Raw genomic sequence first — 20,228 nt, forward strand, 5'->3', positions numbered from 1 at the left:
ACGGGGCTTATGATGTCGGAGTTCTCCAAGCTGGCACGGCAGATGTGGCACCAGATCGAGCCGGTGCACGCGTCGCTCTACTTCTCCCCCGAGGCTTTCGATGAGGCGGCGCGGCTCGGCTACGACATCGAGTCGCGCTGGCCGAGCTACTTCGCCTGGCGTACGGCGCCGCTCGGTGCCGCCGGGCCGAAGCTGGTCACCGGCACCTACTACAGCTTCAGCCCGGCGGCCGTCGCCGAGCACGTGCCGGGCATCTGGGCCACGGCGCGGCCCGAGGCGGTGCTCCAGGCCCGGTTGCGGGCGGTGGACCGCACCTTGCGCACCCTCCTCGGTGACAAGGTCGCCACGCCCGAGCTGGCCGAGGCGGCCGAGCTGGCCGTCAGGGCCGCCGAGAGCGCCGAGGTCGTCCACCGGCCCCTGGCCGCCGCCAACCTCGATCTGCCCTGGCCCGAGGAGCCGCACCTGGCGCTCTGGCAGGCCTACACCGTGCTGCGTGAGCACAGGGGCGACGGGCACCTGGCAGCCCTGGCGACCGCGGAACTGGACGGGTGCGAGGCGCTGGTCTCGTTCGCCGCGATCGGGGCCGCACCGGTGAGCAACTTCGCGGGCCGCGGCTGGAGCGACGAGGAATGGGCGGCCGCCCGCGACCGGCTGGCCACCCGTGGCCTGGTCGACGCGGAGGGGGTCGCCACCCCGGCGGGCCAGGCGCTCCGTGACCAGGTCGAGCGGATCACCGACGAACTGGCCGCCGGGCCGTGGCGCGCGCTCGGGACCGAGTCGGCCCAACGGCTGGCCCTGCTCAACCAGCCTCTGCTGGGCGCGGTGTTCGAGTCGGGGATGCTGCCGATGGTCAGCACCCTGGGCATCGGCAGCGTGCGGGCGCCGGAATAGGGACGGCCCGGTCTACAGATCGACCGCCCCGGCGATCCTGTCCCGCATCGGCCGCCTGCTCAGCGACTCCAGCGCCTCGTCGACGAGCCTGCTCAGCGGGTAGGACAGCTCAGCCTCCAGTTCGGCCGCCGCCGCGCTGGTCGCCGCCCACTCCTTGTCGAGGAGGGGCATCAGTGACTCGGCTCTGGGGGTCAGCCTGACGATCCGCTGGCGCGCGTCGGCGCCGGGGGTGAGAGTGACCAGATCCTCCTTGGCCAGCTGCGCGACCGTCTGGCTGGCCGCCGAATGCGTGACACCGATCGCTCTGCCCAGGTCGCGGATGGAGCTGGGCCCGGTGGTCGCCAGTGTTCGCAGGATCGGTGTGTAGCGCGGGCGGAAGCCGTCCAGGCCGAGGTCGCTGTAGACGGCGGCGACCCCCGCGTCCAGCTGGTCGAGGAGATGGCGCAGCCGCGTACCGAGTAGCTCGGGAGTTGACATGCCACTAATGTACCAGTGCTGTTATATCTCCGGAGAGGAACTCGCCTTGTACCCCCCTATCGAGCCCCACGAGCACGGCCTGCTCGACACCGGTGACGGCAACCTCGTCTACTGGGAGGTCTGCGGCAACCCCGCCGGCAAGCCCGCGGTCGTCGTCCACGGCGGCCCCGGGTCGGGGTGCGGGCCCGGCCACCGTCGCCTCTTCGACCCCTCGCGGTACCGGGTCGTCCTGTTCGACCAGCGCAACTGCGGCCGCAGCCTGCCGCACGCCGGCGACCCCGCGACCGACCTGAGCACCAACACCACCCATCATCTGGTCGCCGACATGGAGCGCCTGCGCGAGCACCTCGGCATCGACCGGTGGCTGCTGTACGGCGGATCGTGGGGCTCCACGCTGATGCTCGCCTACGCCGAGACCCACCCCGAGCGGGTGTCGGAGATGGTCGTCGCCAGCGTCACGATGACGCGCCGCTCCGAGATCGACTGGCTCTACCGGGGGGTCGGGCGGTTCTTCCCCGAGGAGTGGGAGCGGTTCAGGCGGGGAGTCCCCGAGGCCGACCGCGACGGTGACCTGCTCGCGGCCTACGCACGGCTCATGGCCGACCCCGATCCCGAGGTGCGGGCCAGGGCGGCGCGCGACTGGACCGCCTGGGAGGACGCGGTGATCTCCCTGGAGCCCAACGGCACGCCGAACGCCTACAGCGACCGGCCGTCCGCCGCCCTGCTGGCCTTCGTACGGATCTGCGCGCACTACTTCTCCAACGCCGCCTGGCTGGAGGAGGGGGTCCTGCTGCGCGAGGCCGGACGGCTGGCCGGGATCCCCGGCGTACTCGTCCACGGCCGCCTGGACCTGGGCGGACCGCTCGACACGCCATGGCAACTCGCTCAGGCCTGGCCCGACGCCCGGCTGGTCGTGGTCGACGACTCCGGGCACACCGGCAGCGACACGTTCAGGACGGAGATCCTCTCAGCCCTCGACGCCTTCGCCGCCTGAGCACGCGAAAGGCCGGCGGCCGGTACGGGAGCGGCCCAGGATTCGCCGAGCTGAGGTCTCACCTTCCCCGCGAGCCGTGCGCGGGGCGTGCGGACGTGGCGTGTCCGCGCGGAATACGGGGGGCCTCGGGGTGCCGAGCCCTGGGGATTAGCCGGGGGCGTTCCGGGTGAGCCTCCGGGCGGCGTTCGACGCGGACCTCGGGACGGCGGACGTACACCGGATCACCCGGCTGGAGGAGCCGGTAGAGGGGGACGGCGTTGTGCAGCGGGACCCGGACGCATCCGTGGGAGGCGGGGAAGCGGGGAACGAGGGTGGAGCCGTGGATGGCGATGCCGCCGTTGAAGTAGACGGAGTAGAACATCGATCCCAGGATCCCGGTGGACCAGCCGGGGACCCGCGCTCCGACCCGGTAGTCGCCGACCGGGGTGTCGGCGAACCCGCAGTGGCCCTTCTCGCAGTACGACATGCGGGCACCGGTCGAGATATGGGTCACCAGCACGGGTTTCCCTTCCTTCCACACCGTGAGGAGCTGGCGTCGCAGATCGATCTCGGCCCGCTCGGGCCCTCCGTACCCCACCAGGGGCCTGATGCGCCTGGGGCGTAGGAGGGCCTGCCAGGTCGGCAGGTCGATCCTGTCGACGGGCCTCAACCCGTTGGCCTTCTGGAAGGCCCATACGGTCATGCGCAGCGCGGAATCATACGTGGAGCTGAGATTTCCCGGGGTGAAGCCCAGATCTCTAAGCCTTTTCTTCGCATTATGCACCTCGATTCCCCTGCTGCCCATTTTGAGGATCGTGAATTGGTCGGGAAGGGGGGCCTGCTGGAAATCCGGGGAGGGGTCGATCGCGGCGTGCGCGACGCCGATGGGGAGGGTTGTGGCCAGGGCGAAGATGGCGCCTGCGATCAGGGAGCGGTGGACGGTGCTTCGCATATGTGACGCCTATCCGCTGGCAGGAGGGATTAACCCTGTAATGCCGCTTGCCAGAAAGTAAGAGTTATACCGCTACGTGCGACCCGACGGTTAATGTGGAGGGATTTTCCCGAGAAAACAGATATGTGTTTTCAGGTGATGTTATGTGATGATTTTAGGGACCTATATAAGATATTTTCGGAGCCGTTGAGCGCGAACGGTGCACTGCCGCGCACCGCTCGCGCTCGCGTGCGGGTGCGCCCTGGGGCGTACGAGAAGCGCGGAACCTGAACGCCGGTCCTCGCTCCCGCCGACCCGCTCGCGAGCCGTACGAGAACGCAGGGTCTGGTACGGCGTGCGGTGTACCTATATAGTGCAGATTGCAATAAAGAATTTTGCACTACACGGAGCGTGGGGAGTGGCCATGGCACGGGGCGTCGATCTGGTCCGGCTGACCGTGCTCGCGCTGCTCTCGGTCCGGCCGAGCCACCCCTATGAGATGCACCGCTTCGTCGTCGACACCCACAAGGACTACGTGACCGGGCTGCCGCGCAGCCTCTACCACGCGGTCGACCGTCTGGTCAGGGACGAGCTGATCGCGGCTGTCCAGACCAGCAGGGAGGGGCGGAGACCGGAGCGCACCGTCTACGAGCTGACGGATGAGGGCAGGGCGGAGCTCGCCACCCGGCTGCGGCGGCTGCTTGAGCAGGTGGGGCCCGACAGCCTCACCTTCACCGCGGCGATCTCGCTGATGGGGTGCCTGCCGAAGGCCGAGGTGGAGCGGGCGCTGCGGGTCAGGGCGGCCACCCTCGAAGGGAGGGTCGTCGCGGCCGACGCCAGTCTGAAAGGGCTCACCGAGAGTGGGCTGCCCCCGGTGCTCCTGCTGGAGCTCGAATGCGAACGCGCCCTGCGCGCCGCCGAGCTCGACTGGGTACGCGGTCTCCTCGTCCGGCTGGAGTCGGGCGAGATCACCTGGACCGGCAGCCTCAACCGTGAGCTGCCGGGCTGGATCGACGAGGACGATGAATCGCCCCATCCGCGCGAAGAGCAGGAGAAGGACCAAGAACCGCCCGGTCTCTCCGGAGACGACGTCGCACGGCTGAACACCCCTGGGAGCTCACTGTGAAGTCCACTCCGCTGTTCGAGGCGGCCGGGGTGATCGAGGCCCCGGTAGGCCGGGTGGAGCGGCTGCTGCTGGCCGTGCGTCCCGGACCCGTCGGCGCGGACAACGTCTGGCTGCTGGCGGAGCACGGCGGCGTCGTGGCGGGCGGCCCGGAGCGGTTCACCCTCAGCACGCCGATACACACCATGACCGTCGAGGTAGGCGAACACACCATCGCCTTCCAGGGCGGCTGGTGGTACCGCGGGGAGTACGCCGTCGAGCCGCACTCGGAGGGCGCCCTGCTCACCCACCGGGTCCGCAACGTCGCGACCTGGGGACGGTGGGGCGTGCCGCTCGCCAACCGCTTCTTCATGGGCTTCGACAGGAGCACGCGCGACGGTTTCACCGCGGGACTCCGGCGGATCGGCGATGAACTGGGCTGCCGTACACGCCTGCTCTGAGCGTACGGCGTTTCCGGTACCGGCTCCCGCGGTGAGAGCCGGAGAACGCCGGATGTGCCCCTCTGGGGCGCACGGGATGCTCGCGGACGTCACGAAGACATCCCCGTACGGGATCCAGAGGAGCACCGGCCGATCAGCCGAGCCGGATGACGCCCTTGGAGACCTTGATCTTCCTGCGGGCCAGCGGCCGGGTGGCCGGCCCTCTGGCCACCGAGCCGTCGGCGATCCGGAACCTGCTGCCGTGGCAGGGGCAGTTGATGATCCCGCCGCGGATGGTGGCGACCGCGCAGCCCTGGTGGGTGCATTTGGCGCTGAAGGCGCGGAAGGTGCCCTTGACGGGCTGGGTGACCACCCATCTGCCGTTGATGATCCGGCCACCGCCGACGGGGATGCTGCTGGTCTTGGCGAGCACGGGGCCGGCGGTCTCTCCGGCCGCCTCGGCCTCCTCGGCCGCCTCGGCCGGGCGTACCAACGCGACGGCCGACGCGATCGCGGCGGCGGCGCCGCCCGCGAGGCCTCGGAAGATCATTAATCGACGGGTGGGGGTGGGCATGGCGGGCCTCCCGGGGGGACGAATGGATCGCGTGTGTGGTTCATATCACAGGAAAGCGGGCCTGCAGGCAGGCTCCGCGATCCTCCCCGGCGATGCGCAGGCTGCCACCGTGCCGTACCGCGATGTCCCTGGCGATGGCCAGCCCGAGGCCCGATCCGCCCGCGTCCCTGTCCCTGGCCTCGTCCAGCCGGGTGAACCTGTCGAAGACCGCCTCGTGGTGCTCGGCGGGGATGCCGGGGCCGTCGTCGCACACGTCGAGCACCGCCTCACCGCCGTCGGATGCCAGCCGGACGGTGACCGCGGAGTCCGCGTGACGTACGGCGTTGTCCACCAGGTTGGCCACCAGGCGGCGCAACTGCCCGGCCGAGCCGAGGACCACCGTGTCGGCCGCCACCTCCAGCGTCACCCTGATCTCCGGCCTGGGCCGCGATCGGGCCGCCTCCTCGGCGGTCACCTGGCCGAGGTCCACCTCCTCGTGGCAGACGGGCTCTGCCGCGTCCAGGCGGGCGAGCAGGAGGAGGTCGGAGGTGAGCACCTGGATCCGTTCCACGTCGGTCAGCGCCTCGGCCGCCAGCGGCCCCGGCGGTGCCAGCTCAAGGCGCGTCCTCAGGATGGCCAGCGGGCTGCGGAGCTCGTGGGCGGCGTCGGCGACGAAGCGCTTGTGCCGGCTGACCGCCAGTTCGAGGCGGTCGAGCGTGCGGTTCATGGTCTCGGCGAGGCGGGCGATCTCGTCGCGCGACCGCGGTACGGGGACCCGCCGGTGCAGGTCGCTGGCGGTGATGTCGGCCATCTCGGTACGGATGGCCGAGACCGGTGCCAGTGCCCGGCCGACGGCGAGCCAGGTCAGGACGGCGACCAGCAGGAGCAGCGCGGGGATGCCGGGCAGCAGCAGGCCCCACAGTGCCCGCAGCGCGTCTCCCGTCGGCTCCAGCGACGCCCTGGCCTGCACGACCAGCACGCCGTCGGCGGCGTCCACGGGCATCGTGGCCAGGGCGAAGTCGTCTCCGGGCGCCCACTGCGCCACCTCGGCGGGCTGGGCCGCGGTGTCGCCCTGGAAGTCCCGCACGACTACCGGGGGCTTTTCCCCGGGCGATGCGGTGGCGGCCGGGCTTCGGACCGAAAGCTCGGAAACCAGCGGTGCGGGGTACGTGAGGATCTTGACGTCGGGGTCGAGGAGAGTCGTCCTCGCCAGACTGACAACATCGGCGGGTTTTCCGGCGACCGCCACGCCGCCGGCGAGCACCTTGGCGGTGGCGTCGGCACGGCGGACGGCCTCGTTGGAGGCGCTCCGCGCCAGGCTCCCGGTCAGCACGCCGACGAGCACCGCGGCCGCCACGCCCAGCGCGACCGCGACGATGGCGGTGGCCGCGAGGGTCGTCCGGAGCCGCACCGACAGACGCGACGCCACCTCAGGCCTCCAACCGGTAGCCGGCGCCGCGCACCGTCACCAGCGACGAGCGGCCGAACGGAGAGTCGATCTTGCGGCGGAGCGCGCTGATGTAGACCTCCACGATGTTCGGGTCGCCGTCGTAGGAGAAGTCCCACGCCTGGGCCAGCAGCTCGCTCTTGGAGACCACCTCGCCCTGCCTGCGCGCCAGGCCGTGCAGCACCGCGAACTCCTTGGGGGTGAGGGGGATGTTCACCTCCCCGCGGCGGCAGCGGAGCCCCGCGGGATCGACGGTCAGGTCGCCGACCACGATGGACACCGGTCTGGCATGGCCGCCCCGGCGTACCAGCGCGCGCAGCCGGGCCAGCAGCACCACGTAGGAGAACGGCTTGGACAGGAAGTCGTCCGCGCCGGTGTCCAGGGCCTCGGCCTCGTCGTGCACCCCGTCCTTGGCGGTGAGCATCAGGATCGGCGTCCAGTTCTCCGCGTCACGGAGCCTGGCGCAGACGGTGTAACCGTTCATCCGGGGCAGCATGACGTCCAGCACGATCACGTCGTACGGGTTCTCGGTCGCCATCCACAACCCGTCGCGCCCGTCGTACGTCACGTCGACGGCGAATCCCTCGCCCGCCAGCCCATCCTTCAGCAGATGGGCCAGACGTTTCTCGTCCTCAACCAGCAGCACACGCATACCGCTCAGAGTGCCGCACTCCGCCTAAAGCCAACCTGAAGATGATTTCTGCCGCCTTCAGGCTGGGTTCAGGCAGCGGGCGGGAGTCTGTGATCTCCAGATCCGCCTGACAAGGAGAACACCCATGCGTATCCGCATGCTCGCCGCCGCCGTGGTGACCGCGGGGGCACTGATGGCCACCCTGACCGGGGCCGCCAACGCCGACGACACGCCCACGCCGGGTCCCAAGGAGGGCACCGTGCAGATCCAGTGTGAGGGTGGCGGCCAGGCGACCCTGATAACGCGCCGGCTGACCGAGGCCGAGATCAAGGAGTTGGCGAAGGCCGGATCGTCGCCCGCCGCGCCCTTGGTACGGGCCGATGAGGCCGGGGTGCCGAGCGGCCAGGTCAAGGTCTTCAGGGGCACCCGGGCGGAAGGGGAGGACGCGAAGGTGCTCCCTCCGCTTCCCGAGGGCGTGACTCCCGGCAAGGACGTCAAGGTCATGGCCGCTCCCTCGGTGCCTGCGGTGCCCGGGGCCCCGGAGGCCGTGGCGATGACCGTGATCCTCGATGACGTCTCCGAGGGGGCCGAGAGGGTCGAGGGGGCCAGGAAGGCCGAGAAGGTCGAGGGGGCCGAGGGGCCCGGAGGTGCCGCGTTCAAGGTCACGAGCACGCCCGCCGAGGGCGCCCCCGTCGTCACCTGCGCCAAGAAGGAGTAGCTCCGCGGGGGTGATCCCAAAGACCTGCGAGCCGGCCGGGGAAACCCGTGCGGGAGTGACTCCGGCCGGCTCGCAGCCGATCGGGACGATCGGGGAGCGTCCCGGGAGGCCGTACCGTGTTGGGGGGCCGGTGCGGTTCAGCCCTCGGGGAAGGTCGGGTGCGGGCCCAGGGCCCAGTACTCGTACAGGCCGTAACCGACGTGGCCGTCGTACTCGAAGCGGCCGACCGCGTCGACCAGGCCCCACATCGTGGCGGCGTCCTCCGGAAGGGTGTGGGTGACGCCCTGGACCACCGGTTCCGGCCCCTGGTACATGCCGTGCCTCCAGTCCGATTCCAGGCCATATCCGGTGCCCACCATCAGGTGCACCGGGAGAATCGGGGTGCAGTGCACGTCGAAGGGCTTGCCACCCGGCGGAGAGAAGGAGATCGTCGCCTCTCGTACGTCCCGGGTGCCCTCCGCGTACGTCGGACGGTACTCGGGACGGCCGAGATACTCCTCCTCGCCCTGCCTCGGGGTGCCGAACCCCCACACCCGCACCGCCTCCTCCAGCACCCGGCGGCCCTTCTCGTCCTCCTGGACGATGCACAGGATGGCGTGGTCGTCGAACTGGATCGGGGTGTAGAGCCAGTAGAAGGTACCGGCGTCGCGGGCCTGGATGCCGGGGGGCTCGGGCTCGCCGACCGGGCGGATGCCCCACGAGCGGTCGCGGGTGCCCTGCCAGCGGTCCGGGGTTACCTCGACGCGCTCGTCGCCGATCAGTATGTGCCCACTCCACCTGCCGGTCTGGGCCAGCCGGGAGGAGTCGAACAGCACGCGCTCCTGCCGGCGTAAGAAGTGCCGGGGCTCCAACGTGGCCGGGATGGTGCCCTCCCAGCTGAGGTCGAAGGAGAGGCCGTGCTCGGTGGGGTCGAGCACCACCCGCAACCGCCTGAGTCCCTCGATCACCTCGACCCGGAACGGGCCGACCCGGGTGTCCATCCGGTCGTCGCCGAGTTCCCGGGAGGCCCGGACCACGCGGTGCAGGTTCCGGTGGCGTACGCAGGCGAACGCGTCGGTGACCCCGAGGTTGGGATACTGCCCGAGGCCGACGATGAGCATCAGCTCGTCGGATCCGGCGTGACAGTTGAAGTAGTACCGGTCGTAGAAGTTACGGTCCGAGGTCGTGACGTGTCGCATCACCTCGGGTGACTGGTGTACGGGATGGTCGTCGAGGGGCGACAGCGTCATCGGGTGCTCCTTCTGTCTCAGGAACACGTTCTAACAAGCGCTTGGTGAATCGGTCAATGGCGCGCGGTCCGCACAGCGGTATGGCCCGCGCCTTCGAAGGCGCGGGCCATACCGCTGACAGGTGACGTACGCCGTGGTCGGCCGACCCGGGTACGTCGTACCGCTAGGGCAGTTTCTTGGACGTGTGCTCCGCCTTGGCGTCGGCCCTGCCGCCGATCTCTTCGGCCTTCGACGTGGCGTCGTCCGTCACGTCGGAGGCCTTGCCCGCCGTCGCCCCCATCTTGTGTCCCACCCATTGGGACGCGTCGGAGGTGCTGTCCTTCAGGGTGTCCGCCCACTGGTCGGCGTTCTTGCGATACAGCGCGTAGCCCGCCGCTCCGATCGCGACGCCGGTGACCAGCAGGACCATCGGCCATCCGCGGGACTTGGTGGGCTTGGGATCAATCCTCGCGGCAGCCTGGGACAGCGCGGCGCTGAGTTTCGGCGCGAGCTGTTCCTCGATCGAGTGCGCGGCGGCGTCAAGCCTCGGTGCCGCCCACCCGCGTGCGACGATGATCTTCTCACCGGCCACGTTGCGAGCATGATCGGCCATCTCAAAGGCCTGGCCGGCCACGTCGCGGGCCTGGCTGGCCAGCGGGCTGACCCGATCCACGACGAGGACAGCCTGAGCCTTCGCGTGGCGCAGCCGCCTTTCCGGAGCCACGATCTTCATGTGGCGCTTTCCAAACAGTGCTAGAGGCACAACAACCTCCCCATTCGTTGGGGCCCCGACGCCACCCCTTCCCGCTCGAAGACGGCTCAATCATGACGGCCCGTGGGAGGATGCATGAGGGATCGGCTCCGGCCGAAATCGTCAAAGCGCTACAAAAGCAATACGTTGCATAGGCATTGCCACAACCTGAAGGGGGCAGTCCGATCATGGCTGAGAAGTTGATCGCGAACCTCAACACCAATCGCGGGAGCGTGAAGGTCCAGCTCTTCCCGGACCACGCGCCCAAGACCGTGCGCAACTTCGTCGAGCTCGCCGAGGGCACCCGCGAGTGGGTGCACCCGGAGACCGGCCAGAAGTCCACCGCCAAGCTGTACGACGGCACCATCTTCCACCGGGTCATCTCGGGCTTCATGATCCAGGGTGGCGACCCGCTGGGTCAGGGTGTCGGCGGTCCCGGCTACAAGTTCGACGACGAGATCCACCCGGACCTCTACTTCAACCGCCCGTACCTGCTCGCCATGGCGAACGCGGGCATCCAGATGGGCCGCGGCACCAACGGCTCCCAGTTCTTCATCACCGTGGTGCCCACGCCGCACCTGAACGGCAAGCACACCATCTTCGGTGAGGTGATCCAGGGTCAGGACGTCGTGGACGCCATCGCCAAGACCGACACCGACGCCCGCGACCGTCCCACCGAGCCCGTGGTCCTGGAATCGGTGACCATCGAGCGCGTGCAGAGCTGATCTCTCGCCCGGCGGCCTCCTGCGGAGGCCGCCGTTCGCGTTTCCGGCCGGCGTCGCTCAGCCGCCGTTTATGTGTGTACGGGCACTCGGGATCGTGAATAGGCTGGCAGTCTGGGGATAACAGAACGCGCGAAGGGGCCAGCCACAGACCATGACCACCCAGCCGTCCAGCGACCCCGACACCGTTGTCCCCAACTGCTACCGGCATCCAGGGCGTGAGACCTACGTCCGCTGCCAGCGCTGTGAGCGCCCCATCTGCCCCGACTGCATGCGCGAGGCCGCGGTGGGCTTCCAGTGCCCCGAGTGCGTGGCGGAGGGCAACAGGGGCATGCGGCAGGCGCAGTCGGTGTTCGGCGGCCGGGCGGTCGTCACGCCCCGGGTCACCTGGGCGCTGCTGGTTCTCAACGTCCTGGCCTACTTCGCCGAGACCGTGCGCACCGACTGGGTGCTGGCCAACTTCACGATGAACTCCTACGCCGTCGCCTACGACGGTGAGTGGTGGCGCCTGATCACCGGGGCCTTCCTGCACATGCCGCTCGGTGGTGGCGGCTGGGCCCTGACCCACATCGTGTTCAACATGTGGGCTCTCTACGTCATCGGCCCCGAGTTGGAGCGGCGCCTCGGCTCGGCCAGATTCCTGACGCTCTATCTCCTCGCGGCGATCGGCGGGTCCGTCGCGGTCTACCTGTTCGGCATCGCCGCGGTCGGCGCCTCGGGCGCGATCTACGGCATGTTCGGCGCGCTGTTCGTGCTCGGCAGGAAGCTCGGCTACAACGTCCAGGGTGTGCTCTGGCTGATCGGCATCAACGCTGTGATCACCTTCGTGATCCCCGGCATCAGCTGGCAGGGACACCTCGGCGGCCTGATCGCCGGCTCCCTGGTCGCGGCGGTGTTCGCCTTCGCCCCGGCCAGGAACCGCAACGCCGTCCAGTGGGGAGGTTGCGCGGCGATGCTGGTCGTTCTGGTCGCGCTGGTGCTGGCGTTGCCGCCGTTCGCCGTCCAGGCCGAACTCGGCATCTACGGTTGATCCACACCCTGATGCTTCCCCAGGGTGTGGATAATGCCTGTGGAAAAGGCTAACGCCAGCGGGTGGACAGGATCACACCGAGGATGATGAAGGCGAACCCGACCAGCAGGTTCCAGTTCTGGAGGGCGCCGAGAACGGGCGCGGTGGGCGCCACGTAGTAGACGGCGATCCACAGGATGCCGACGATCCAGCAGGTCACCATGACCGGCGCCAGCCAGCGCGGGCTGATCTTGATCTGCTGTGCGGTCTGCGGCGGGGTGTAGACCGGCTTCTTGCGAGTCTTGGGCTTGGGCACTGGGGTTCTTCTCCTGCGTCAACCCTGCGCGATCCGGACCGTGCGCAGGCCATGTCGATTAGCGTAGTCGCTGGTGGGTGAAGTCCCGTGTAAGGATAGTCCGCGCAGGTGGGCCATGGCGATTCCGTGAGGCACCATACTGCGGCAAATGTTCTGCCGGACCCGTGATTCGTTCCCGCCGGGCGGGTGTCCCGTGGCTAGCCTTGCCCTTCGTGAGAGCCGTGTTGAGGGTCATGGGCGATCTGAGCATCACCGCCGGCCTGGTCATCCTGCTCTTCTGCGCCTACCTGTTGTGGGGCACCGGCTCATACACCGCGGAGCAGCAGGTGCTGTTGCAAAGGCAGCTCATCGAGGGTGGGAAGGCCGGCCAGGGGCACGGGCCCGGCCCGGTCCGGCTGGGCGGGGCGGTCGCGCTGCTGTCGATTCCCAGGCTCGGCGACGACTACCGGTACGCCGTCGTGGAGGGCGTCGACCAGGACCGGCTGCGGATGGGACCGGGTCACTACCCCGGAACCGCCATGCCAGGAAAAATCGGTAATTTCGTTCTTTCGGGCCATCGGACCACCTATGCCGCCCCCTTCGGCCGCATCGACGAGCTCCAGCGGGGCGACCACATCGTGGTCGACGCCCGCGAGGCCCGCTACACCTACCGGGTCACCGGCAGGCGCGTCGTCGACCCCACCGAGCTCGGCGTCATCGCCCCGGTCCCCGACCAGCCGGGGAAGACGCCCACCAGGGCGACGATCACCCTGTCCACCTGCCACCCGAAGTACTCGGCCGCCCAGCGGCTCGTCGTCTTCGGCGCGCTGGACCGGAGCCAGGACCGCCTCGGACGACCCGAATAGCCCCGGCGACCAACCCCGACAACCCGGAGAAGGAGTCTCGTGTACGGCTGGATCTGGCGGCTGCTTCCCGGAAACCTCGCGGTCAGGGTGTTCACCGCCGCCGTACTGGTCGCCCTGGTCGCGGCCGTACTCTGGTATTTCGTGTTCCCCTGGATCGAACCCCGCATCTCCCTCGACCCGACCGGCGTGGGCTGATGAGCCGCGTCCTGGTCGTGGACAACCACGACAGCTTCGTCCACACCATCGTCCAGTACCTCCGTGAGCTCGGCGCCACCTGCGACGTGCGGCCGCGTGACCAGGTCAGGGTCGAGGACGCCGCCGGCTTCGACGGGGTTCTGATCAGCCCCGGCCCCGGCACCCCGGAGAACGCGGGTGTGAGCGTCCCGCTCGTCGGCTACTGCGAGGCCCACGGCATCCCGCTACTCGGCGTCTGCCTGGGGCACCAGGCCATCGCCATCGCCCACGGCGCGACCGTCTCGCGGGCCCCCGAACTGGTGCACGGCCGCACCAGTGCGATCACGCACGACGGGCGCGGCGTCTTCGCCGGCCTGCCGTCGCCGACGACCATGACGCGCTACCACTCGCTGGCCGTCCTGCCCGAGACGGTTCCTGAGATCCTTGAGGTGACCGCGACCACCGGTGACGGTGTGATCATGGGCCTGCGCCACCGTACGGCCCCCGTCGAGGGTGTGCAGTTCCACCCCGAGTCGGTGATCTCCCAACACGGTCATCGGCTGCTCGGAAACTGGCTGGAAAGATTGTTGTAACGCGGCGCCCTTCCTGGGCGATTGACCAGTGAGAGTCCTTCCGCCATCGCCCCCGAGTGGCGGAAGGACTCTTCCCCGTTTCCGGGCTCTCGCACAGGCGATGCCGGAAGGTCACGGGGAACGAGGAAGGCCCCCGCGATCACGGGGGCCTTCTCATCTGCTCGCCAGGTGTTCCGGGTCAGGTCCCGTCGGGCGGCGACTCGTCGAAGATGGTGCCGTCGTCGGGCTGCGTGGGCGTGTCGTCCGTCGGCTCGTCGGGAATGGTCGGTTCGTCGGACGGGTAGGTCGGCTGCTCGGTCGGCTGGGGCGCCTGCCCGCTCGACACGATCAGCGTGATCGTCGTCCCCGGCTGGTACTTGCCGCCCGCCTCGGGAGACTGGCTCAGCACGGTGTCCTTGGGCAGGTCACTCGGCTGCTCGACGACCTTCCACTTGAAGCCCGCCTCCTTGAGCATGTTCTTGGCGTCCCCGACGGTGAGGTTGACCACACTCGGGACCTCCACCGCCTCCTTGGGCACGTAGATTCGCACGGTGCTGCCCTTGTTGGCCTTCTTGCCCGCCTCGGGCAGGGTCTCGAAGACGATGCCCTGCTTCCGGCTGGAGGGCTTGCTCTGCAGGCTGACCTTGAAGCCGGCGTCCTCAAGGGTCTGCCTGGCGTCCTCCGCGGTCATGTTGAGCACGGAGGGCACCTCGACCTTCTCGACGCCCTTGGAGACCTTGAGCGTCACCTCGGTGTTCTCGTCCACCTCGGTGTCGGCCGCCGGTTCGGTGTCGATCACCGAACCCTTCGGTATCTCCTCGTCGAACGCCTGGACCGTCTTCACCTTCAGGCCGAGGTCCGTCAGCGCCTTGGTCGCCGCCTCCATGGTCTGCGAGGCCAGCGGAGGGATCTTCACCTTGCCCGAGGCGGTGGGGGTGCCGGGGGAGCTGAGGAACATGTAGCCCACGCCGATGAAGGCACCGATGACCAGCAGGGGGATGAGGATCCACGCCGCGGTCTTGACCGCGGTGTTGCTGCTCTGCTGCCGACGCCGGCCGCGCTCGCCGGTGCGCCCGCCCCCCTCCTCGCCGTACTCGTACGCCGGGACGGCGGTGGTGCGCTGGGTGGCCGGGCCGCCGGGCCCGGGAGCCTGCATCGTCCGGGTGGCCGAGCCGTAGTTGTTGGACAGCGCCATGGTCTGGGCGTCCGTCGGAATGCCGGACATCGCCCGCTGGATGTCGGCCCGCATCTCCCCGGCGCTCTGGTAGCGGTGCGCCGGGTCCTTGGCCATCGCCTTGAGCACGATGGCGTCGGCCCACTGGGGGATGTCGGGGTCGATCTGCGACGGCGGGATCGGCTCCTCGCGCACATGCTGGTAGGCGATCGCGACGGGCGAGTCGCCGGTGAACGGGGGCTGTCCGGTCAGCAGCTCGTACAGCACGCAACCGGTGGAGTAGAGGTCGCTGCGGGCGTCGACCCGCTCGCCCCTGGCCTGCTCCGGCGAGAGGTACTGGGCGGTGCCGATCACCTGGGCGGTCTGTGTCATGGTCGCGGCCGAGTCGGCCATCGCGCGGGCGATGCCGAAGTCCATGACCTTGACGTCGCCGTTGCGAGTGATCATGATGTTCGCCGGCTTGATGTCCCGGTGGACGATGCCGCCACGGTGGCTGTAGTCCAGCGCCCGAAGGATCCCGTCGACCAGTTCGGCGGCACGCTCGGGCAGCAACCGCCGGTCGGCCCGGAGCAGGTCGCGCAGCGTGCGGCCGTCGACGTACTCCATCACGATGTAGGGAACGGGCGCACCCTCTGAGACGTCCTCGCCGGTGTCGTAGACCGCGACGATGGACGGGTGGTTCAGCGACGCGGCGGACTGAGCCTCCCGGCGGAACCGCGCCTGGAAGATGTGATCCCTGGCCAGGTCAGCGCGGAGGGTCTTGATGGCGACGATCCGATCCAGCCGGATGTCTCGGGCGCGATAGACCTCGGCCATGCCGCCACGCCCGACGACGCCGTCAAGCTCGTAGCGATCGCCGAGGCGTCGGGGCTGAGTCATTTCCTGCACTGTCCCTTACCGTTCATCTTGGGTGCCGGTGGGCTCTTGGGCCACCGGTGTCCATCATCGACCCGTTGCCGCATCACGTCTCCCCATTCGGCTGGTCTGTCTCGCCGGGTTCGGGAGTCGTACTCGGTGTGGGGCTCGGTGTCACCGTCGGGGTGGTGGGCGTCGGGGTGGGCGTCGGGCTGGGGCTGGGGCTGGACGGTGGTGACGTACTCGGCGTTGCGGTGGGCGTGGCCGATGTGCTTACCGTAGCCGACGGCGTGACCGAGGGGCGGACCGTCTTCGTCGGCGAGACAGGTGGTCTGCTCGCCGGAGACGCACTCCGGCTCGGCGTGGCCGTCGGCGATTCGATAGCCGGGCTCGACGGTACGACCGGTTTCTCCGGCTCGCTGCCGCCCGGCCGGCCGGTCAGCTCGTAGGCCGCCAGAGAGCCCAACCCGACCGCGGCGGCGCACGCCGCGACCACGGCGACGATCACTGTTCTCCTGCGCGGGCGACGGCGCCCATGAGGCGCAGGCCCGGTACCCGGGGGCGTCCCGCCCGCCCCGGCACCCCCGGCGCCCTCCGCGGAACCTCCGGCGCCCTCCGCGGAACCTCCGCCCGCACCGGCGTGTGCCCCGGAGCCCGCCCCGGAACCCGCGCCCGCACCTGCGGCGGGGCCGACGGGTGCGGCCATGGCCGAGGTGATCTCCTGCGGCCACTCGGTCGCGGGCTCGGCGCGCCAGCCCGAGGGGTCGGTGAGCATGCCAAGACCGGTGGCGTCGGTGGCGGCCAGCGCGTCGAGCAGCACGTCCGCCCGTTCCGACAACTCCCTGGCGCCGGCCGGGCGCCGCAGCGGGTCCTTGGACAGGCACGCCATGACCAGGTCACGGACCGCGGGCGGGATGCTCTCCGGGAGCGGCGGCGGGGGCTCGCCGATGTGCATGAGAGCGATCGCCACCTGCGTCTCGGCGCGGAACGGCGCCCGGCCGGCCAGGCACTCGTAGGCGACCACCCCGAGGGAGTAGATGTCGGTGGCGGGCGTCAGCGGTTCGCCGGACGCCTGTTCGGGGCTGACGTACTGGGCGGTGCCGAGCAGGACTCCCGTCTGGGTGACCGGCGCGGCCTCCAGCACCCTGGCGATGCCGAAGTCTGTGATCTTTATCACGCCCGCCTCGGTCACCAGCAGGTTGCCGGGCTTGATGTCCCGGTGGATGACCCCCGCGCGGTGCGCGGCCTGCAGGGCCCTGGCGGTCTGATGGACCACGTCGAGGGTGACCTTGGGGCTCAGCGCGCCGTCCCTGGCCAGGATGCCGGCCAGGGACTCGCCGGGCACCAGCTCCATCACCAGGTAGGCGACGCCGTCGCTCTCGGCGTAGTCGAAGACCTGCGCGATACCCGGGTCGGACAGCCCGGCTGCGATGCGGGCCTCGGAGCGGAAGCGCTGCCGGAAGGCGGGATCCTCCGCCACGTGCGCACGGAGCAGCTTCACCGCGACCTCGCGGCCGAGCAACTCGTCCCTGGCCCGCCACACCTCGCCCATGCCGCCCGACGCGATACGCCCCAGCGGGCGGTATCGGCCCCCGAGCAACGCGGTCATCTACCCAGCACCGCTTCCATCACGCTCTTGGCGATCGGGGCGGCGGTGTGACCACCTGAGGCGTCGTCACCCGCGCTTCCGGACTCGACGATCAGTGCGACGGCGACCTTGGGGTCCTCGGCGGGAGCGAAGGAGATGAACCACGCGTGGGGAGCCTGGCCCCTGGCGGTCTCGGCGGTGCCGGTCTTGCCGGCGACCGTCACGCCCGGAATCTGCGCCGCGCTCGCCGTGCCCTTGTTGACGACGTTGACCATCATCTCCTGGAGCTTGCGCGCGTTGTCCTCGCTCATCGCGGTGTCCAGCTCGTCGGGGTCGGCGGTCTCGATCTCGCCGCCCTCGGCGTCCGCGATCTTGTTCACCAGGTACGGCTTCATGACCACGCCGTTGTTGGCGATGCCGGCGGCGACCATGGCCATCTGCAGCGGGGTCATCTGGTTGCTGCGCTGGCCGATCGACGCCTGGGCGAGGGCCGCCAGGTCCTCCTCGGGGCCGATCCCGCTCCCCGCGACCGGCAGCGGGATCGACAACGGCTCGCCGCCGATGCCGAACTTGGCGGCCTGGTCGCGCAGCGCGTCGTAGCCGAGCTCCATGGCGATCTTGCCGAACGGGGTGTTGCAGGACTTCTCCAGCGCGAACGAGAGCGTCACGCGCCCGGCACCGCAGGCCGCGCCACCGTAGTTGGGCAGGTCGGCGGTGGTGTTGGGCAGGTCGAGCACCTGCGGCGCGTCGACCTGGGTCTCCGGGCCAAGGGTGTCGTCGCTCTCCAGATAGGCCGCCATGGTGACCACCTTGAAGGTCGAGCCCGGCGGATAGGTGCGCTCGATGGCCCGGTTGACCAGCGGCTTGTCCTTGTCCTTGTCCAGCTTGTTGTAGGCCTCGTTGACGGTGGCCTTGTCGGGCTTGGAGAGCGGGTTGGGGTCGTAGGTGGGGATCGAGACCATGGCGAGGATCGCCCCGGTCTTCGGCTCGATCGCGACCAGCGCGCCCTTCTTGCCGCTGGCGCCCAGCGCCTTGTAGGCGGCCTCCTGCGCCCTGGGGTTGATCGTCAGGTCGACGTTGGCGCCCTTGCTCCGCTTGGCGGTGAACAGGTCGATGCTCCGCCGGATCAGCAGGTCGGCGCTGGTGCCGTTGAGCAGGCGGTTCTCCGTCCGCTCGATGTCGCGCTGGCTCTCGGGTGCGAAGAACCCGGTGATGGGCGCGTAGAGCTTGCCCTCGGGGTAACGCCGCTGGAAGCGGAACTTGGTGTCGCCGGTGTCGACGGACTCGGCGAGGACCTTGTCGCCCGCGGTGATCCGGCCGCGCTCGACCTCGTACTGGGCGTAGAAGTTGCGGGTGTTGCGCGAGTCGGCGCGCAGGTCCTCCGCGCGCACGGCCTGCAGGTAGTTCACGTTGATCATGAGCAGGCCGAACATGAGCAGGCAGGCCAGGGCCGCGCGCTTGAGGGGACCGTTCATCGCTGGAACACCTGCGTCATTCCTTCGTCCTGGATGGCCTGGGGCGGAGGCTTCCTCGCCGTATCCGACATGCGTACCAGCAGCGCGATAAGGATCCAGTTAGCCAGCAGCGCCGATCCGCCCTGGGACATGAACGGGGTGACCAGGCCGGTCAGCGGGATCAGGTTGGTCACGCCACCGACGATGATGAAGACCTGCCACGCCAGGATGAACGACAGGCCGCCCGCCAGCAGCTTGGAGAACGGTTCGCGGGCCGCGATCGAGGTGCGCAGGCCGCGCTCCACCAGCAGGGCGTAGACCATCAGCAGGGCCATCAGCCCGGTCAGGCCGAGTTCCTCGCCCGCGGCGGTGAAGATGAAGTCGGAGAAGGAGAGCGGGATCAGGTTGGGGTGGCCCTGGCCGAGACCGGTGCCCAGAACGCCGCCCTGGCCCATGCCGAACAGGCCCTGCATGAGCTGGTAGCTGCCGCCGAACGTGCGGTCGTACAGCTCCGGGTCCTCCGGGTTGAGGAAGACCTCGAAGCGGGCCGCGACGTGATCGAAGACGAGCCCCGCCAGCACTGCCCCACCGACGAAGAGCAGGATGCCGATGAGCACCCACGAGGTGCGCTGGGTGGCGATGTAGAGCATCGCGATGAAGGTGCCGAAGATCAGCAGCGAGGAGCCGAGGTCCTTCTGCAGGATCAGCACGCCCAGGCTGAGGCCCCAGGTGATGAGCACCGGGCCGAGGTCGCGGGCCCGGGGCAGGTCGATGAAGAGCAGCCGCCGCCCGGCCAGGGCCAGCACGTCGCGCTTGGCGACCAGGTAACCGGCGAAGAAGACGACCAGGGCGAGCTTGGTGAACTCCGCCGGCTGGAGGCTGAAGCCGGCGATGCCGATCCAGATGCGGGCGCCGTTGATCTCCTGACCGAGGAACGGCAGCAGCGGCGAGACCAGCAGGGCCAGGCCGACGGCACCCGCGGTGTAGGTCAGGCGCTGTAGCGCACGGTGGTCGCGCAGCACGATCAGCGTCACGGAGAACATGACGACCCCGACGGCGGTCCACAGAAGCTGGTTGGTGGCCGAGGCTCCGTCCATGCCGGCCGCCTCAAGCCGATAGATGATCACCAACCCGAGGCCGTTGATCAGTGTCACCAGCGGCAGGATCAGCGGGTCGGCCCAGGGCGCGAACTTGGCCAGCACCAGGTAGGCGGCCAGCATGAGACCGCCCAGGCCGAGGCCGTAGGTGAGCATGCCCGCGGGGACCTGGTTGTCGAGCGCCAGCCCCACATTGGCGTACGCCAGCATCACGATGGCGACCGCGAATGCGAGCATCGCCAGCTGGGCCAACCGCCGTTTGGCGGGAAGCGGGACAGGCTCGGCGCTAGGGGTGCTCAT

Annotated in this window: 22 protein-coding genes; 10 read left to right on the forward strand and 12 right to left on the reverse strand. The window is 69.6% G+C overall.

The features are described 5' to 3' along the window. The first annotated feature begins 12 nt into the window (after nucleotides 1–12). Nucleotides 13–891: an SCO6745 family protein gene (locus ABT061_RS07900; protein WP_451955949.1), complete on the forward strand. Its 879-nt coding sequence runs from the start codon at nucleotides 13–15 to the stop codon at nucleotides 889–891. Nucleotides 892–903: 12 nt separating this feature from the next. Here the strand turns inward: ABT061_RS07900 and ABT061_RS07905 are convergent, their stop codons facing one another. Further along, nucleotides 904–1,368, reverse strand: coding sequence for a MarR family winged helix-turn-helix transcriptional regulator (locus ABT061_RS07905; protein WP_350913922.1), 465 nt, complete (start codon nucleotides 1,366–1,368; stop codon nucleotides 904–906). A gap of 7 nt (nucleotides 1,369–1,375) precedes the next feature. On the opposite strand from ABT061_RS07905, the gene pip reads away from it, so the two are divergent. Further along, the gene (pip, locus tag ABT061_RS07910) at nucleotides 1,376–2,362 is read left to right on the forward strand and encodes a prolyl aminopeptidase (protein WP_502991390.1); all 987 of its coding nucleotides are present in this window, start codon (nucleotides 1,376–1,378) and stop codon (nucleotides 2,360–2,362) included. A 58-nt stretch (nucleotides 2,363–2,420) separates the two neighbouring features. Here the strand turns inward: pip and ABT061_RS07915 are convergent, their stop codons facing one another. Then, nucleotides 2,421–3,293, reverse strand: a complete 873-nt coding sequence (locus tag ABT061_RS07915; RefSeq protein ID WP_350913926.1) for a L,D-transpeptidase family protein — start codon at nucleotides 3,291–3,293, stop codon at nucleotides 2,421–2,423. A 403-nt stretch (nucleotides 3,294–3,696) separates the two neighbouring features. Between ABT061_RS07915 and ABT061_RS07920 the strand changes: the two genes are divergently transcribed. Next, nucleotides 3,697–4,398: a PadR family transcriptional regulator gene (locus tag ABT061_RS07920; RefSeq protein ID WP_350913929.1), complete on the forward strand. Its 702-nt coding sequence runs from the start codon at nucleotides 3,697–3,699 to the stop codon at nucleotides 4,396–4,398. Continuing rightward, nucleotides 4,395–4,835, forward strand: a complete 441-nt coding sequence (locus ABT061_RS07925; RefSeq protein ID WP_350913931.1) for a hypothetical protein — start codon at nucleotides 4,395–4,397, stop codon at nucleotides 4,833–4,835. The genes ABT061_RS07920 and ABT061_RS07925 overlap by 4 nt, the downstream gene beginning before the upstream one ends. A gap of 133 nt (nucleotides 4,836–4,968) precedes the next feature. On the opposite strand, the gene ABT061_RS07930 is transcribed toward ABT061_RS07925, so the two are convergent. From ABT061_RS07930 to ABT061_RS07940, 3 genes are all read right to left on the reverse strand, one after another. Further along, nucleotides 4,969–5,364, reverse strand: coding sequence for a Rieske (2Fe-2S) protein (locus tag ABT061_RS07930; RefSeq protein ID WP_350913933.1), 396 nt, complete (start codon nucleotides 5,362–5,364; stop codon nucleotides 4,969–4,971). Between the two features lie 64 nt (nucleotides 5,365–5,428). Next, nucleotides 5,429–6,796, reverse strand: coding sequence for a sensor histidine kinase (locus ABT061_RS07935; RefSeq protein WP_350913935.1), 1,368 nt, complete (start codon nucleotides 6,794–6,796; stop codon nucleotides 5,429–5,431). A gap of 1 nt (nucleotide 6,797) precedes the next feature. Further along, complete coding sequence (locus ABT061_RS07940) at nucleotides 6,798–7,466, reverse strand: response regulator transcription factor (protein WP_350913937.1); 669 nt, start codon at nucleotides 7,464–7,466, stop codon at nucleotides 6,798–6,800. 124 nt (nucleotides 7,467–7,590) lie between these two features. Here ABT061_RS07940 and ABT061_RS07945 point away from each other — a divergent pair, with 124 nt between their 5' ends. Then, a complete protein-coding gene (locus ABT061_RS07945; protein ID WP_350913939.1) occupies nucleotides 7,591–8,163 on the forward strand; it encodes a hypothetical protein in 573 nt (190 codons plus the stop codon). A gap of 137 nt (nucleotides 8,164–8,300) precedes the next feature. On the opposite strand, the gene ABT061_RS07950 is transcribed toward ABT061_RS07945, so the two are convergent. Beyond that, nucleotides 8,301–9,392 carry an Rv3169 family protein gene (locus tag ABT061_RS07950; RefSeq protein WP_350913940.1) on the reverse strand — a complete coding sequence of 364 codons (1,092 nt, stop codon included), beginning with the start codon at nucleotides 9,390–9,392 and terminating at the stop codon, nucleotides 8,301–8,303. Between the two features lie 163 nt (nucleotides 9,393–9,555). Next, nucleotides 9,556–10,104 (reverse strand): hypothetical protein, encoded by a 549-nt coding sequence (locus ABT061_RS07955; RefSeq protein WP_350913942.1) that lies wholly within the window; start codon nucleotides 10,102–10,104, stop codon nucleotides 9,556–9,558. A 206-nt stretch (nucleotides 10,105–10,310) separates the two neighbouring features. Here ABT061_RS07955 and ABT061_RS07960 point away from each other — a divergent pair, with 206 nt between their 5' ends. Together ABT061_RS07960 and ABT061_RS07965 are read left to right on the forward strand one after the other, a co-directional pair. Beyond that, nucleotides 10,311–10,847, forward strand: a complete 537-nt coding sequence (locus ABT061_RS07960; protein ID WP_350913944.1) for a peptidylprolyl isomerase — start codon at nucleotides 10,311–10,313, stop codon at nucleotides 10,845–10,847. Nucleotides 10,848–10,998: 151 nt separating this feature from the next. Continuing rightward, on the forward strand, nucleotides 10,999–11,874 hold the full coding sequence (locus ABT061_RS07965) for a rhomboid family intramembrane serine protease (RefSeq protein ID WP_350913946.1): 876 nt from the start codon (nucleotides 10,999–11,001) through the stop codon (nucleotides 11,872–11,874). A gap of 49 nt (nucleotides 11,875–11,923) precedes the next feature. On the opposite strand, the gene ABT061_RS07970 is transcribed toward ABT061_RS07965, so the two are convergent. Then, nucleotides 11,924–12,169, reverse strand: a complete 246-nt coding sequence (locus ABT061_RS07970) for a cell division protein CrgA (protein ID WP_350913948.1) — start codon at nucleotides 12,167–12,169, stop codon at nucleotides 11,924–11,926. A gap of 212 nt (nucleotides 12,170–12,381) precedes the next feature. Between ABT061_RS07970 and ABT061_RS07975 the strand changes: the two genes are divergently transcribed. The 3 genes from ABT061_RS07975 to ABT061_RS07985 are packed head-to-tail and all read left to right on the forward strand — an operon-like array spanning nucleotide 12,382 to nucleotide 13,781. Beyond that, complete coding sequence (locus ABT061_RS07975; RefSeq protein WP_350913950.1) at nucleotides 12,382–13,014, forward strand: class E sortase; 633 nt, start codon at nucleotides 12,382–12,384, stop codon at nucleotides 13,012–13,014. 39 nt (nucleotides 13,015–13,053) lie between these two features. Beyond that, a complete protein-coding gene (locus ABT061_RS07980) occupies nucleotides 13,054–13,209 on the forward strand; it encodes a hypothetical protein (RefSeq protein ID WP_350913951.1) in 156 nt (51 codons plus the stop codon). After that, nucleotides 13,209–13,781, forward strand: coding sequence for an anthranilate synthase component II (locus ABT061_RS07985; protein ID WP_350913953.1), 573 nt, complete (start codon nucleotides 13,209–13,211; stop codon nucleotides 13,779–13,781). The genes ABT061_RS07980 and ABT061_RS07985 overlap by 1 nt, the downstream gene beginning before the upstream one ends. A gap of 178 nt (nucleotides 13,782–13,959) precedes the next feature. Here ABT061_RS07985 and pknB read toward each other — a convergent pair whose 3' ends face one another. From pknB to ABT061_RS08005, 4 genes are all read right to left on the reverse strand, one after another. Continuing rightward, entirely contained in the window at nucleotides 13,960–15,813 is a 1,854-nt protein-coding gene (pknB, locus tag ABT061_RS07990) for a Stk1 family PASTA domain-containing Ser/Thr kinase (protein WP_350913955.1), read from the reverse strand. Between the two features lie 82 nt (nucleotides 15,814–15,895). After that, nucleotides 15,896–17,398 (reverse strand): serine/threonine-protein kinase, encoded by a 1,503-nt coding sequence (locus ABT061_RS07995; RefSeq protein ID WP_350913957.1) that lies wholly within the window; start codon nucleotides 17,396–17,398, stop codon nucleotides 15,896–15,898. After that, entirely contained in the window at nucleotides 17,395–18,852 is a 1,458-nt protein-coding gene (locus tag ABT061_RS08000; protein ID WP_350913959.1) for a peptidoglycan D,D-transpeptidase FtsI family protein, read from the reverse strand. Before ABT061_RS08000 ends, ABT061_RS07995 begins: the two co-directional genes overlap by 4 nt. Next, nucleotides 18,849–20,228: an FtsW/RodA/SpoVE family cell cycle protein gene (locus tag ABT061_RS08005; RefSeq protein WP_350913961.1), complete on the reverse strand. Its 1,380-nt coding sequence runs from the start codon at nucleotides 20,226–20,228 to the stop codon at nucleotides 18,849–18,851. The genes ABT061_RS08000 and ABT061_RS08005 overlap by 4 nt, the downstream gene beginning before the upstream one ends.

Source organism: Streptosporangium sp. NPDC002544, from assembly GCF_040295965.1.
Lineage (GTDB): Bacteria > Actinomycetota > Actinomycetes > Streptosporangiales > Streptosporangiaceae > Streptosporangium.

Excerpts from the sequence above, each read along its gene's own strand:
- ABT061_RS07995 (WP_350913957.1), bottom strand. The coding sequence starts at position 17,398 with ATGACCGCGTTGCTCGGGGGCCGATACCGCCCGCTGGGGCGTATCGCG.
- pknB (WP_350913955.1), bottom strand. The coding sequence starts at position 15,813 with ATGACTCAGCCCCGACGCCTCGGCGATCGCTACGAGCTTGACGGCGTC.
- ABT061_RS07960 (WP_350913944.1), top strand. The coding sequence starts at position 10,311 with ATGGCTGAGAAGTTGATCGCGAACCTCAACACCAATCGCGGGAGCGTG.
- pip (WP_502991390.1), top strand. The coding sequence starts at position 1,376 with ATGTACCAGTGCTGTTATATCTCCGGAGAGGAACTCGCCTTGTACCCC.
- ABT061_RS07940 (WP_350913937.1), bottom strand. The coding sequence starts at position 7,466 with ATGCGTGTGCTGCTGGTTGAGGACGAGAAACGTCTGGCCCATCTGCTG.
- ABT061_RS07930 (WP_350913933.1), bottom strand. The coding sequence starts at position 5,364 with ATGATCTTCCGAGGCCTCGCGGGCGGCGCCGCCGCCGCGATCGCGTCG.
- ABT061_RS08000 (WP_350913959.1), bottom strand. The coding sequence starts at position 18,852 with ATGAACGGTCCCCTCAAGCGCGCGGCCCTGGCCTGCCTGCTCATGTTC.
- ABT061_RS07900 (WP_451955949.1), top strand. The coding sequence starts at position 13 with ATGTCGGAGTTCTCCAAGCTGGCACGGCAGATGTGGCACCAGATCGAG.
- ABT061_RS07965 (WP_350913946.1), top strand. The coding sequence starts at position 10,999 with ATGACCACCCAGCCGTCCAGCGACCCCGACACCGTTGTCCCCAACTGC.
- ABT061_RS07955 (WP_350913942.1), bottom strand. The coding sequence starts at position 10,104 with ATGAAGATCGTGGCTCCGGAAAGGCGGCTGCGCCACGCGAAGGCTCAG.
- ABT061_RS08005 (WP_350913961.1), bottom strand. The coding sequence starts at position 20,228 with ATGAGCACCCCTAGCGCCGAGCCTGTCCCGCTTCCCGCCAAACGGCGG.
- ABT061_RS07920 (WP_350913929.1), top strand. The coding sequence starts at position 3,697 with ATGGCACGGGGCGTCGATCTGGTCCGGCTGACCGTGCTCGCGCTGCTC.
- ABT061_RS07950 (WP_350913940.1), bottom strand. The coding sequence starts at position 9,392 with ATGACGCTGTCGCCCCTCGACGACCATCCCGTACACCAGTCACCCGAG.
- ABT061_RS07905 (WP_350913922.1), bottom strand. The coding sequence starts at position 1,368 with ATGTCAACTCCCGAGCTACTCGGTACGCGGCTGCGCCATCTCCTCGAC.
- ABT061_RS07915 (WP_350913926.1), bottom strand. The coding sequence starts at position 3,293 with ATGCGAAGCACCGTCCACCGCTCCCTGATCGCAGGCGCCATCTTCGCC.
- ABT061_RS07945 (WP_350913939.1), top strand. The coding sequence starts at position 7,591 with ATGCGTATCCGCATGCTCGCCGCCGCCGTGGTGACCGCGGGGGCACTG.
- ABT061_RS07985 (WP_350913953.1), top strand. The coding sequence starts at position 13,209 with ATGAGCCGCGTCCTGGTCGTGGACAACCACGACAGCTTCGTCCACACC.